14 protein-coding genes are annotated in these 12,601 nt (G+C 73.3%); 4 read left to right on the top strand and 10 right to left on the bottom strand.

Features of this window, described 5'->3' with window-relative positions; genetic code table 11:
• Nucleotides 1–16: 16 nt before the first annotated feature.
• Nucleotides 17–430 carry a CoA-binding protein gene (locus tag MJ876_RS07800; RefSeq protein WP_240235699.1) on the top strand — a complete coding sequence of 138 codons (414 nt, stop codon included), beginning with the start codon at nucleotides 17–19 and terminating at the stop codon, nucleotides 428–430.
• 432 nt (nucleotides 431–862) lie between these two features.
• Here MJ876_RS07800 and MJ876_RS07795 read toward each other — a convergent pair whose 3' ends face one another.
• The 7 genes from MJ876_RS07795 to MJ876_RS07765 all read right to left on the bottom strand — a co-directional run bounded on the left by MJ876_RS07795 (nucleotide 863) and on the right by MJ876_RS07765 (nucleotide 6,811).
• Nucleotides 863–1,990, bottom strand: a complete 1,128-nt coding sequence (locus tag MJ876_RS07795; protein ID WP_275694653.1) for a heparan-alpha-glucosaminide N-acetyltransferase domain-containing protein — start codon at nucleotides 1,988–1,990, stop codon at nucleotides 863–865.
• 53 nt (nucleotides 1,991–2,043) lie between these two features.
• Nucleotides 2,044–2,586 (bottom strand): 5-(carboxyamino)imidazole ribonucleotide mutase, encoded by a 543-nt coding sequence (gene purE / locus MJ876_RS07790; RefSeq protein ID WP_240235697.1) that lies wholly within the window; start codon nucleotides 2,584–2,586, stop codon nucleotides 2,044–2,046.
• A gap of 1 nt (nucleotide 2,587) precedes the next feature.
• Entirely contained in the window at nucleotides 2,588–3,790 is a 1,203-nt protein-coding gene (locus MJ876_RS07785) for a 5-(carboxyamino)imidazole ribonucleotide synthase (protein ID WP_308192578.1), read from the bottom strand.
• A 67-nt stretch (nucleotides 3,791–3,857) separates the two neighbouring features.
• Nucleotides 3,858–4,190: a winged helix-turn-helix domain-containing protein gene (locus MJ876_RS22155; RefSeq protein WP_374202462.1), complete on the bottom strand. Its 333-nt coding sequence runs from the start codon at nucleotides 4,188–4,190 to the stop codon at nucleotides 3,858–3,860.
• Between the two features lie 95 nt (nucleotides 4,191–4,285).
• Nucleotides 4,286–5,425, bottom strand: a complete 1,140-nt coding sequence (locus MJ876_RS07775; protein WP_240235696.1) for an adenylate/guanylate cyclase domain-containing protein — start codon at nucleotides 5,423–5,425, stop codon at nucleotides 4,286–4,288.
• A 1-nt stretch (nucleotide 5,426) separates the two neighbouring features.
• Nucleotides 5,427–5,936 (bottom strand): PH domain-containing protein, encoded by a 510-nt coding sequence (locus tag MJ876_RS07770; protein ID WP_240235695.1) that lies wholly within the window; start codon nucleotides 5,934–5,936, stop codon nucleotides 5,427–5,429.
• A 62-nt stretch (nucleotides 5,937–5,998) separates the two neighbouring features.
• The gene (locus MJ876_RS07765) at nucleotides 5,999–6,811 is read right to left on the bottom strand and encodes a biotin--[acetyl-CoA-carboxylase] ligase (RefSeq protein ID WP_240235694.1); all 813 of its coding nucleotides are present in this window, start codon (nucleotides 6,809–6,811) and stop codon (nucleotides 5,999–6,001) included.
• A gap of 76 nt (nucleotides 6,812–6,887) precedes the next feature.
• Between MJ876_RS07765 and MJ876_RS07760 the strand changes: the two genes are divergently transcribed.
• Genes MJ876_RS07760 through MJ876_RS07750 form a run of 3 tightly spaced genes read left to right on the top strand, consistent with a single transcriptional unit; the run spans nucleotide 6,888 to nucleotide 9,361 of the window.
• The gene (locus tag MJ876_RS07760) at nucleotides 6,888–8,477 is read left to right on the top strand and encodes an acyl-CoA carboxylase subunit beta (protein ID WP_240235899.1); all 1,590 of its coding nucleotides are present in this window, start codon (nucleotides 6,888–6,890) and stop codon (nucleotides 8,475–8,477) included.
• Nucleotides 8,474–8,701 carry an acyl-CoA carboxylase subunit epsilon gene (locus tag MJ876_RS07755; protein WP_240235693.1) on the top strand — a complete coding sequence of 76 codons (228 nt, stop codon included), beginning with the start codon at nucleotides 8,474–8,476 and terminating at the stop codon, nucleotides 8,699–8,701. The genes MJ876_RS07760 and MJ876_RS07755 overlap by 4 nt, the downstream gene beginning before the upstream one ends.
• Nucleotides 8,702–8,722: 21 nt before the next feature.
• Entirely contained in the window at nucleotides 8,723–9,361 is a 639-nt protein-coding gene (locus tag MJ876_RS07750; protein ID WP_240235691.1) for a Maf family nucleotide pyrophosphatase, read from the top strand.
• Here the strand turns inward: MJ876_RS07750 and MJ876_RS07745 are convergent.
• From MJ876_RS07745 to MJ876_RS07735, 3 genes are all read right to left on the bottom strand, one after another.
• Nucleotides 9,255–9,782, bottom strand: a complete 528-nt coding sequence (locus MJ876_RS07745) for a GtrA family protein (protein ID WP_240235688.1) — start codon at nucleotides 9,780–9,782, stop codon at nucleotides 9,255–9,257. The genes MJ876_RS07750 and MJ876_RS07745 overlap by 107 nt on opposite strands.
• Nucleotides 9,783–9,811: 29 nt before the next feature.
• On the bottom strand, nucleotides 9,812–11,011 hold the full coding sequence (locus tag MJ876_RS07740; RefSeq protein WP_240235686.1) for an acyl-CoA dehydrogenase family protein: 1,200 nt from the start codon (nucleotides 11,009–11,011) through the stop codon (nucleotides 9,812–9,814).
• Between the two features lie 162 nt (nucleotides 11,012–11,173).
• On the bottom strand, nucleotides 11,174–12,529 hold the full coding sequence (locus tag MJ876_RS07735) for an OFA family MFS transporter (RefSeq protein WP_240235685.1): 1,356 nt from the start codon (nucleotides 12,527–12,529) through the stop codon (nucleotides 11,174–11,176).
• Nucleotides 12,530–12,601: the final 72 nt, after the last annotated feature.

Here is a 12,601-nt window from a genome sequence, read left to right as displayed (position 1 = left end):
AACCTACAGTCGTGGGATGAGCAGGAGTTGGCAGGACCCCGAGGCGATCAGGCTGATGCTGGACGAGGCGGAGACGTGGGCGGTCGTCGGCCTCGGTGGCGACCCGAGCCGGACGGCGTACTCGATCGCGCAGCTGCTGCAGGAGCGCGGCAAGCGCATCGTCCCGGTGCACCCGCGGGCCCAGGAGGTGCTGGGCGAGCCGGGCTTCCGCGACCTCGCCGACATCCCGTTCCCCGTCGACGTCGTCGACGTGTTCCGCCGCTCCGAGCAGGCCGGCCCCTTCGCCGACCAGGCCGTCGAGATCGGCGCGAGGGGCGTGTGGTTCCAGCTCGGCGTCGTCGACGAGGCCGCCTTCGAGCGGACCACCGCCGCCGGCGTCGCGATGGTCATGGACACCTGCCCCGCCATCGAGTGGCGCAAGCGCCCCTGACCCCGAGTCGGCCCGAACGCACGCCCCCACAACGCCGAGTCGGCCCGAACACACGCCCCCACAACGCCGAGTCGGCCCGAACACACGCCCCCACGACGCCGAGTCGGCCCGAACACACGCCATACAACCCCGACTCCGCGCCCCCTGAGCCAGGAGTTCGAGACGACTCGGCGTCCCTGACGCGACCGTTCGGGCCGACTCGGCGTCCCTGACGCGACCGTTCGGGCCGACTCGGCGCCCCTGACGCGACCGTTCGGGCCGACTCGGCGCCCCTGACGCAACCGTTCGGGCCGACTCGGCGCCCCGGACGCAACCGTTCGGGACGACTCGGCGCCCCTGACGCAACCGTTCGGGCCGACTCGGCGTCCCCGACGCAACCGTTCGGGACGACTCGGCGTCCCTGACGCGACCGTTCGGGCCGACTCGGCGTGACTACCGGCGGACGGCGTCCGCGACGGCGGTGCTGACCGTGCCGACGGCGGCCTCGAGGGGGCCGCGGCGGCGGGCGGCGGCCAGGACGGCGCCGATGGCGAGCAGGACGAGCACGTGCCACACGAGGTCGGTGGGGTCGTCGCCGGGTGGGACGTCGGGGGTCCGCAGGACGACGTGGAGGCTGTAGAGGGTGAGCGTCGACCGGCCGGCGCCGAACAGCACCTCGACGGCGCGGCCGGGCCCGGCCGGCAGGGAGCCGCACAGCAGCAGGCAGAGTCCGATCATCAGCAGCGAGCTGCCGACGGTCGCGGCGAGGTCGAACGGCGTCGCGCTGTGGGGCGCCGCCGTGAGCAACCACTGCCACGAGCCGCCGGTCGGGGTCGTCCCCGGCAGGCCGAAGGACAGGGCGCGGTCCAGGTCGCCGGGACGGACCGGGATGGCGAGCTCGGCGGCGAGCCTCCGGGCGACCTCGCCGGCCACCAGCAGCCGCGAGACGGCCGTGGCCGCGGCGGCCACCACGAGACCTCCCACCGCGAGCGCCGCGGCGACGGCGGGGCGCCGCAGGTCCATCCGGCCCACGGCCATCCCGACCAACAGGTAGGTCAACCAGGGCACAGCCGGGTAGTAGCCGGTGAACAGCAGCTCGGAGACCAGCCGGCCCGGCTCGGCGAGGGCGAGCAGGTCCGGGCTGTCGAAGCCCCGCTCGGGCAGCAGCGGCCGCACCACCTCGGAGAGCACGGGTGCGACGACGCACCAGACGGCGGCCAGGGCCAGCAGCGGTCCGGCCCGTAGCCCGACGAACGGCAGACCGAGCAGGAACAGCACGCCGTAGTAGGTGAGGATGATCGCCAGCCCGGACGGCAGGCCGCCCAGCGCCAACCCCAGCAGCGCCACCAGGAGCGCCCGGACGGCGAAGCCCGCGCTCCGGGCCGCCCGCTCCCGGCCGACGACGGGCACGCGTCCGCCGGTGCCGAGCGCGAGCGTGACGCCGGCGAGGACGGCGAACAGCGCCGACGCGCGTCCGCTCGCGAGCCAGTGCAGCGCGCTGATCGAGCCGTCGGGGTCACGCTCGGCCGCCACGTGGGTGGCGACCATGCCGAGCAGGGCCACGCAGCGCGCGACGTCCAGGCCCAGCAGCCGCCCGCGGCGTACGACGGGGGCGGTGGGTGCGACCTCGGGGCTCAGAACCCCGTCCGCGGCCGCTCGCCGCCGGAGGCGCGGCGCACCACGCCGCCCTTCTCGCGGGCGGTCTCGCGCAGCGCGGCCTGGAACTCGACCATCCGCCCGCGCAGCGCCTCGTCGTCCGCGCCCAGGATCCGTGCGGCGAGCAGCCCGGCGTTGCGGGCGTTGCCGACGCCGACGGTGGCCACGGGGACCCCGGCGGGCATCTGCACGATCGACAGCAGCGAGTCCATCCCGTCGAGGTGGCGCAGCGGCACGGGCACACCGATCACCGGCAGCGGGGTCACCGAGGCGAGCATCCCGGGCAGGTGCGCGGCACCGCCGGCGCCGGCGACGACGACCCGGAGCCCGCGGTCGGCGGCGTCGCGGCCCCAGGCGAGCATGTCCTCGGGCATGCGGTGCGCGGAGACGACGTCCGCCTCCCACGTCACGCCGAGCTCGGTGAGGGCCTCGCCGGCGGCCTCCATGACGGGCCAGTCGGAGTCGGAGCCCATGACGATCCCGACGCGGGCGCCGTTCGTGGCCTGGCTGTTCTCGCTCATCTCACTCGCTCTCGTTGCCCAGCTCGCCCGCGAACCAGGCGGCGGCGTGACGGGCGCGCTCGAGGCAGTCCTCGAGGTCGTCGCCGTACGCGTTGACGTGGCCGACCTTGCGGCCGGGCCGCAGGTCCTTGCCGTACAGGTGGACGCGCAGCCGCGGGTCGCGGGCCAGCGCGTGGGGGTAGCCGTCGTAGAGCCGCCCCACGTCGGGGTCGTCGGACCCCAGGATGTTGACCATCACCGTCCAGCGCTCGCGCGGCGCCGGGGAGCCGAGCGGCAGGTCGAGGACGGCGCGCAGGTGGTTCTCGAACTGGCTGGTCACGGCGCCGTCCTGCGTCCAGTGGCCGGTGTTGTGGGGCCGCATCGCGAGCTCGTTGACCAGGATCCGGCCGGGCTCCGTCGACGTGGGGGCGGTCTCGAAGAGCTCCACCGCGAGGATCCCGACGACGCCGAGCTCGCCCGCGACGCGCAGCGCGACCTCCTGGGCGTGCGCCGACAGCTCGGGGTCGAGGTCCGGCGCGGGCGCGACGACCTCGTGGCAGATGCCGTTGGTCTGCAGCGAGGCGACGACCGGGTACGCCGCGGCCTGACCGCTCGGCGAGCGCGCCACGAGGGCGGAGAGCTCGCGCCGGAAGTCGACGAGCTCCTCGGCGAGCACCCGGACGCCGGACGCCGCCGCGGCCTCGAACGCCGCCGCCGACTCCTCGGCGGAGCGGACCACCCACACGCCCTTGCCGTCGTAGCCGCCCCGGCTGGTCTTGAGCACGCACGGCAGCCCGAACGCCTCGACCTCCGCGGCGTCGGTGACGACCGCGTGGCGCGGGCAGGGGACGCCGAGCGCGGTGAGCCGCTCACGCATCACGATCTTGTCCTGGGCGTGGACGAGCGCGTCGGGTCCGGGCCGGACGGCGAGGCCGTCGGCCTCGAGCGCGCGGAGGTGCTCGGTGGGGACGTGCTCGTGGTCGAACGTGACCACCGCGCAGCCCTCGGCCGCACGGCGGAGGTCGGCGAGGTCGGTGTGGTCCCCGACGACGACGTCGCCGATGACCTGCGCCGCGGCGACGTCGGGCCCCTCGGCGAGCAGGCGGAGCGGGAGCGCGAGCTCGGCGGCGGGGGTCGCCATCATCCGGGCGAGCTGACCGCCGCCGATGACGGCGGTGCGGGGAGCGCGGCCGGGGGCAGGTCCGGGGGTCGCGGGGAGAGCCACGGCGGCAACCCTAGTCAGCGCTCCGGCGCGGACGACGACCGATCCGCCGGCGGCGGACCGTGACGGGTCAGGAGGCGCCGACGATGCTCTCGGTGGCCGGCTCGACGGTCTCGAACCGGAGCCCGCGGCCCCGGATCGTGGTGATCAGCCCGGGGTTGCGCGGGTCGTCGCCGAGCTTGCGCCGCAGCCACCCGAGGTGGACGTCGAGCGTCTTGGACGAGCTCCAGAAGTCCGTGTGCCAGACCTCACGCATCAGCTCCTCGCGGGTCACGAGCTCGCCGGCGCGCGAGATGAGCGCCTGGAGGAGGTCGAACTCCTTGCGGGTGAGCCCGAGCTCCGTCCCGGCGCGCCACGCGCGGCGACCGGTGGGGTCGAGGCGGACGTCCTGGGCGGTGAACACAGCAGAAACGGTAGGGAGCCCCGACCCTCGGCGTGGCGGAACGGCGAAATCCTTACCGGGGGGTGCGACGGGCCCGACGGCGCACCCGGGATCCCTCAGGCGCGGCGTACGGCGACCGGCTCGACGAGGCCGAAGCCGCGCACCGGTCGGGCGGGCAGGCGCCGGGTCTCGTACTGCGAGGGCAGGAGCTCCGCCGTCCTGGCGTCCACGATCACCCGGTTGCGGCGGGCGACGGCGGTGAGCCGGGCCGCCATGTTGACCGGCGGCCCGAAGACGTCGCCCAGGCGGAGGGTCACCGCGCCGCTGGCGAGGCCGACGCGGACGTCGGGCATCTTCCGGTCCCGCCCGATGACGGTGATGATCCCCTCGGCGGTGCGCATCGCCCGGCCGGCGTCGTCGTTGAGGAACAGCACCGAGTCGCCGATGCTCTTGATCACGCGACCGCGGTGCGCGCCGACGACGTCGTGGCAACGCAGCTCGAAGAGCTCGACGAGGTCGCCGATCCGGTCGTGCTCCAGACGGTTCGACAGGGCGGTGAAGCTGACGATGTCGGCGAACCCGACAGTCAGGTTGGCGGTGTGGAGGTCCTCCTCGGCCGCGCTGAGCGCCTCCAGCCGCGCCACGGCGGCGGCGAGGTGGCGACGCCAGGTGTAGACGAGGAGGGACTCGAACCCGCCGCCGATGTCCTCGACCAGCTTGAGCGCGAGGTCCGCCCGACCGGGCCGGGGCTCCTCGCTGCCCGACGCCTTGGCCTTCGCCCGGGCCTGCGCCTCGAGCTGCTCGATCCGGGTCACCAGGGTGGCGACCTCCCAGTCCGCGAGCCGGCTCATGGTCTGGCCGACCGCCCGCGCCAGGGTGACGGCGGTGTCGACGTCGATGAGGCCGTGCCCGGCCGTCGCGTACAGGTCACGGACCGCGTCGACGTCGGCGGTGGTGAACCCCACGACGCCCGGGGTCCCCCGGCTGTCGTCGTCCTCGCCGCCCTCGAGCTCGGGGAAGCCGAGCGCCCGCCACATCCGGCGGGCCTGGTCGGGGTCGACGCCCGCCCGCTCGGCGACCTCGGCCCCGGTCAGGGTCGGGCGCTCCCCGAGGATCGCCTCCTCCAGGCGTGAGGTGGCCGCCTCGCCGGGGCTGGCGGCCTCCTCGAGGGCGTCGTCCGGGTCGCTGTCCGGGTTGCCGCCCGGGTTGCCGCCCGGGTTGTCGTCCGGGTTGTCGTCCATGTCGTCGGGACCCACGTCAGGAGCCGTCGTCCCCGCGTCGCTCGCCGAGGCGGTGCAGCTCCTCGGCGACCTGCAGCTGCACCCGCTCCACCCGGGGGATGTCGTGCAGCTCCACCCGCCCCTCGACGGACGCGTCGGAGACCACGAGCGTGCCGCAGCCGAGCATCCGGTCGAGGATCCCGATGTCGAAGTCGACGCCGCTGATGCGGTTCAGCGGGATGGTGCGGCCCTCCTTGGCGATGACGCCGGAGCGGGCCACGAAGCGCCGGTCGGTGAAGGTGTACGTCGTCGTCCACCACCGCAGGAACGGCCGGACGACGAACCACAGCACCACGACCGCGGCGAGGCCCCAGGCCACGTAGTCGAGGACCTGCTCCGTCGTGCCCGTGCCGAGCCGGGCCAGCAGCACCGCGCCGACGAGGGTCACCAGCAGCACCAGGAGGGGCAGCAGCAGGACCTTCACGTGCGTCCGCGTCGAGACGACGACGCGCTCGCCGTCGTTCAGCAGACGGGTGGGGAAGGTCACGGCTCGCAGTCTGTCACCCTCCACCGACGGGCGGCGCAGTCGAGGGACGACGGGCCGACGACTCAGGCGGGACGCACGTGGACCACGTCCCCGGCACCCACCGGCAGACGGGTGGTGCCGTCGTCCACCACGAGGCGCCCGCCGGCGTCGACGGCCACGGCGGTGCCGGTCAGCGGCGGGCCGACGGGCAGCTCGACCCGGACCCGTCGCCCCACGGTCGAGCACGCGGCGGCGTACGAGGCCCGCAGCCGCTCGCCCGCCGGCTCGCTGCGCCACGCGTCGTACGCCGTGGCGAGCTCCCTCAGGACGCTCAGCAGGAGGTCCTCGCGGTCGGGCACCGGTCCGCCGCCGGCGAGCAGCACCGAGGTGGCGTGCTCCACGGGCAGCTCGTCCTCGCGCAGCGTCACGTTGAGCCCGATCCCGACCACGGCGACGGGCCCGGTGGGGGTCTCGTGGCGCTCGACCAGGATGCCGGCGACCTTGCGCTCGTCGAGCAGGACGTCGTTGGGCCACTTCAGGCCGACGAGGCCGGGGTCCGCGAGGTGGGTGCGGAGCGCCGCGGCGACGGCGTACCCGGTCAGCAGCGGCAGCCACGGCCAGTGCGGCATCGGCACCTCGGGACGCAGCAGGGTGGAGAACGTGAGGCAGGCGCGGGGCGGCGTCGTCCACACCCGGTCCAGCCGGCCGCGCCCGGCGGTCTGGTGCTCGGTGACGAGCACGAGACCCGCCTGCTCGCCGGCGGCGGCGCGGGCCGCGACGTCGGCGTTGGTCGAGGGCGTCGCACCGACGACCTCGACCCGCAGCCCCCTGGGCAGGCTGTCCGGCCCCAGGCGACGCGGATCCAGCGGCGGACGGGACTCCGGGGCGCGGCTCACGCGTACTAGGTTGACGCACGTGAGCGCGCAGACTGACGAACCCCTCGGCCCTGACGCGAGCAGCGCGGGCACCGAGGTGCCCGACGACCTCGACCTCCACACGACCGCCGGCAAGCTCGCCGACCTGGACCGCCGCCTCGACGAGGCCGTGCACGCCGGGTCGGAGAAGGCCGTCGAGAAGCAGCACGCGAAGGGCCGCCAGACCGCGCGGGAGCGCATCGCGCAGCTCTTCGACGAGGGCAGCTTCGTCGAGCTGGACGAGCTGGCGCGGCACCGCTCGACGGCGTTCGGGCTCGAGAAGAAGCGCCCGTACGGCGACGGCGTGGTCACCGGCTACGGCACCATCGACGGCCGGCAGGTCTGCGTCTTCTCGCAGGACTTCACGGTGTTCGGCGGGTCGCTGGGCGAGGTGTACGGCGAGAAGATCACCAAGGTCATGGACCTCGCGATCCGCACCGGCAGCCCCATCATCGGCATCAACGAGGGCGCCGGCGCGCGCATCCAGGAGGGCGTCGTCTCGCTCGGCCTGTACGGCGAGATCTTCCGCCGCAACGTGCACGCCTCGGGCGTCGTCCCGCAGATCAGCCTCATCATGGGCTCCTGCGCGGGCGGCCACGTCTACTCCCCCGCCGTCACCGACTTCACGGTGATGGTCGACGGCACGTCGAACATGTTCATCACCGGACCCGACGTCATCAAGACGGTCACCGGCGAGGACGTGACGATGGAGGACCTCGGCGGCGCCCGCGCGCACAACACGAAGTCGGGCAACGCCCACTACATGGCCTCCGACGAGGAGGACGCGCTCGACTACGTCAAGGCGCTGCTGAGCCACCTGCCGCAGAACAACCTCGACGAGCCGCCGTACGACCCGGCGGCGGAGCTGTCCAACGACGACCTCGAGCCGACGGACGACGACCGCGCGCTCGACACGCTGATCCCGGACAGCCCGAACCAGCCGTACGACATGCACACCGTCATCGAGGCCGTGGTGGACGACGGGGAGTTCCTCGAGGTCCAGCCGCTGTTCGCGACGAACATCCTCGTCGGGTTCGGCCGGGTCGAGGGCCGACCGGTGGGCGTCGTGGCGAACCAGCCGATGCAGTTCGCCGGCACGCTCGACATCGACGCCTCCGAGAAGGCCGCCCGCTTCGTGCGCACCTGCGACGCCTTCAACGTGCCGGTCCTGACCTTCGTCGACGTGCCCGGCTTCCTGCCCGGCACCGACCAGGAGTGGGGCGGCATCATCCGCCGCGGCGCGAAGCTGATCTACGCGTACGCCGAGGCGACCGTCCCGCTGGTCACGATCATCACCCGCAAGGCGTACGGCGGCGCGTACGACGTCATGGGCTCCAAGCACCTCGGCGCCGACATCAACCTCGCGTGGCCGACCGCGCAGATCGCGGTAATGGGCGCGCAGGGTGCGGTGAACATCCTGTACCGCGGGGAGCTCAAGCAGGCCGAGGACCCGGAGAAGCGCCGCGCGGAGCTCGTGGAGGAGTACGACCAGCACCTCGCGAACCCCTACATCGCCGCGGAGCGCGGCTACGTCGACGCCGTCATCACCCCGCACGAGACCCGCGCCGAGGTCGTCCGGGCGCTGCGGCTGCTGCGCACCAAGCGTGAGTCGCTGCCCCCCAAGAAGCACGGGAACATCCCGCTGTGAGCGCCGACGACCAGGCGCCGTCGCCGCCCTTCCTGAGGGTCGTCAAGGGCGACCCGACCCCCGAGGAGCTGGCGGCCCTGGTGGCCGTGGTCGCGGCGGCCTCGGGCGGCGGCGAGGCCCCGGCCCCCCGTCGTCCCTCGGAGTGGTCACGGCCCGCCCGCCGCCTGCGCACCCCGCACCAGGCCGGCCCGGGCGCCTGGCGCGCGAGCGGCCTGCCGCGGTGACGCCCCGCTGATGGTGCGCTGATGGGAGCCCAGCCCCTGGTCCTGGCCTCCGCCTCCCCCGCCCGCCTCGCCACGTTGCGCGCCGCGGGCGTGGAGCCGACGGTCATCGTGTCCGGCGTCGACGAGGAGCAGGTGACCGGCCTCGCGCCGGCCGACCTCGCGCTCGAGCTGGCCCGGATGAAGTGCGCCGCGGTGGTGGCGCGTGACGACGTCGCCGACGACGCGCTGGTGCTCGGCTGCGACTCGGTGCTCGAGCTGGACGGCGAGGCCTACGGCAAGCCCGTCGACGCCGCCGAGGCGACCGCCCGGTGGCAGGTGATGCGCGGTCGCTCCGGCGTCCTGCACTCGGGGCACAGCCTGCGCGCCCCCGACGGCCGGGTGGTGTCGCGGACCGCGTCCACCGTCGTCCACTTCGCCGAGGTCGACGACGACGAGATCGCCGACTACGTCGCGACCGGTGAGCCGCTGCACGTCGCGGGGGCGTTCACCGTCGACGGGTACGGCGGGGCGTTCGTCACCGGGGTCGAGGGCGACCACCACGCGGTGGTCGGGCTCAGCCTTCCCCTGCTGCGGGAGCTGCTGCGGGAGCTCGGCCTGCGCTGGCCCGACCTGTGGACTCCCCCGCCGGGCCCGTCCGACCCGGGCGCTCCGGCTTCGTGAAGACGAACTTCCGGAACAGGTAGAACCGGGCCACGAAGCCGAGCGCGAGCCCGACGACGTTGGCGGCGATGTTGTCCGAGATCGGGTCGGTCAGCCCGAGCAGGTTGCGGCTGACCCAGAGCAGCGCGACCGGGATCGCCATCGTCGTGACGTTGATGACGACGAACGACACGACGCCGCCGCTGCCGTGGGTCTCACGGTTGCGGAACGCCCACGTGCGGCTGCCGACGTAGGTGAGGACCATGCCGACGGTGTTCGCCACGACGTACGCGGTGATCGGCATGTCGGCGAGCCAGGGGTCGTCGAAGATCCAGACCCCGTGGAGCAGCACGTTGAACAGGACGAACGACACGACGGTCGAGATCGTGCCCACGCCGGCGAACTTGACGCCCTCGGTGCCCCTCCTGCGCCACGTTCCCACGCGGGCGAGGGTACCCGGGCCGCTCCGGGCTACTCGACCGGCAGGCCGAGGCCCCGCGCGATGAGCATGCGCTGCACCTCGGAGGTGCCCTCGCCGATCTCCAGGACCTTGGCGTCGCGGTAGAAGCGGGCCACCGGGTACTCCTCCATGAACCCGTAGCCGCCGAAGACCTGCGTGGCGATGCGGGTGGCGGAGACGGCGGCCTCGGTGGTCTGCAGCTTCGCGACCGCGGCAGCCTGCTTGAACTCCTTCAGCGGGGCGCCAGCGTCCTTCATCGCGGCCGCGGAGTACGTCAGCAGGCGCGCGGTGCGGAGCATGACCTCGAGGTCGGCGATCTGGAACGCGACGCCCTGCTTGCGGCCGATGGGCCCGCCGAACGTCTGCCGCTGCCCGGCGTACTCGAGGCTCATGTCGAGGCACGCCTGGATGCAACCGACCGCGAGGGCGGCGATGGCGACGCGGCCGTCGTCCAGGGTGGCGAGGAACTGCGCGTAGCCGCGGCCCCGCTCTCCGAGGAGGTGGTCCTCGGGGACCCGCGCGCCGGTGAAGGTCAGCGGGTGGGTGTCGGACGCGTGCCAGCCGAGCTTGTCGTAGGCCTTCTCGGCGGTGAAGCCGGGCGTCCCCGCCGGGACGACGATCGTCGAGATCTCCGGCTTGGTGGAGCCGTCGGCCGCCTCACGGGTCCCGGTGCGGGCGGTCACGGTCACCAGCGAGGTGATGTCGGAGCCGGAGTTGGTGATGAACTGCTTCGCGCCGTCGACGACCCACTCGCCGCCGTCGAGGACGGCCTTGGTCCGGGTGGCGCCCGCGTCGGAGCCCGCGCCGGGCTCGGTCAGGCCGAAGCCCGCCACGGCCTCGCCGGCGACGAGCGCGGGCAGCCAGCGCTCCTTCTGCTCCGCGGTGCCGAAGGTGAGGATCGGGTTGATGCCGAGACCCACGGCGGCCTCGAGGGTGATGCCCATGGACTGGTCGACGCGGCCGATCTCCTCGATCGCGAGGCACAGCGAGGTGAAGCCGCCGTCGGACCCGGAGAGCCCGGCGCCGCCGTACTCCTCGGGAGCGGTCAGGCCGAACAGCCCCATCTTGCCCATCTGCTGCACCACGTCGGTCGGGAAGTGGTGCTCGCGGTCCCACTGCGCCGCGTGGGGCGCGATCTGGGACTCGGCGAAGTCCCGGACGCTCCGGCGGAACTCCTCGTGCTCGCGGGACAGCTCGAAACCGTGGGTCATGTGACCCAGACTACCCGAGGTGGTTAGCGGTTGTTAACCAGCGGCCGAGGCGGCGCTACCCGGTGAACAGCGCCGAGACGCGGACGAGCGTCTCGACGAGGCCGTACGCCAGCGGCAGCGCCACGAGCGCCCAGGCGAAGGCGATGAACCCCTTGTTGTCCGTCATGCGTTGCTTCCCTTCAGGGCCGGGTCGGTCTCGGGCTCGTGCCACTTGGAGTCCACCGGCTTGACCATCAGGTTCGCGAGGAACCCGACGGCCAGCAGGCCGACCATGACGAACAGGGCGATGGTCACGGCGCCGGTGAGGTCCAGGATGCCGTTCAGGATGAGCGGCCCGGCCACGCCGGCCGCTGACCACGCCGTCAGCAGGCGTCCGTGGATCGCGCCGACCTGGAGCGTGCCGAAGAGGTCGCGCAGGTAGGCCGGGATGGTGGCGAACCCACCGCCGTAGAACGACAGCATGAGGACGGCGAGCAACAGGAAGACGACGATCGAGCTGGAGCCGACGGTCGCGAACAGCGCGTACAGGATCGCGCCGCCGCCCAGGTAGAGCATGTACGTCGGCTTGCGCCCGATCTTGTCGGACGTCGTCGACCACACGAACCGGCCGGCCATGTTGGCGATGGACAGCAGGCCCACGAAGCCCGCGGCGGCGGCCGGCGTGACCGACGAGAAGGCGTCCTGGATCAGTCCGGAGGCCTGCTCGAGGATGCCGATGCCGGCGGTGACGTTGCAGAACAGGACGACCCACAGCAGCCAGAACTGCGGGGTCTTGAGCGCGTTGCTGGCGGTCACGCTCGCCGTGGAGATCATGTCGCTCTTCCTGGCCTGCTCGGGGTCGAACCCGGCGGGCTTCCAGTCGTCCGCGGGCACGCGGACGATGAACGCGCCGAAGGACATGAAGATCGCGTAGACGACCGCCAGCGTGAGGAAGAGGCTCACGAGGGCGCCGCTCGAGGCCACCGAGTCAGCGGACGACGGGTCGAAGTCGCCGTCGTACAGCGAGAGCAGACGTCCCGACAGCGGGCTCGCCACGAGGGCCCCGCCACCGAAGCCCATGATCGCCATGCCGGTGGCCAGGCCGGGCCGGTCGGGGAACCACTTGATCAGCGTCGAGACCGGCGAGATGTAGCCGATCCCGAGGCCGATGCCGCCGAGGACGCCGTACCCGAGGTAGACGAGCCAGAGCTGCGCGCTCGCGATGCCCAGCGCACCGACGAGGAAGCCGGACACCCAGAACACCATCGACAGGGCCATCGCGGCCCGGGGACCGTTGCGGTCGACCCAGGTGCCCATCGCGAAGGACGACAGCCCGAGCATCACGATGGCGATCGAGAAGATGAAGCCGATCGCCGTCTCGGAGGCGGCGAACTCCTCCTGCAGCGTGGAGCGGTAGACGCTCGTCGCGTAGACCTGGCCGATGCTGAGGTGGACGGCGAGCGCGGCCGGCGGGATCAACCAACGGTTGAAGCCGGGGCCGGCGACGATGCGCTCACGGCGCAGGAAACCAGGAAGCACAGGGCTCTGCTTCCGGGGCGCCCGTGGTGACGCCGCGCACAACCCTAGGCCCGCGTGAGCACGCGGCGTCAC

The sequence above is a fragment of the Nocardioides sp. CFH 31398 genome, from assembly GCF_022436705.1.
GTDB lineage: Bacteria > Actinomycetota > Actinomycetes > Propionibacteriales > Nocardioidaceae > Nocardioides.
The sequence above is the reverse complement of the archived record's forward strand: the minus strand, read 5'-3'. Positions and strand labels throughout refer to the sequence as shown.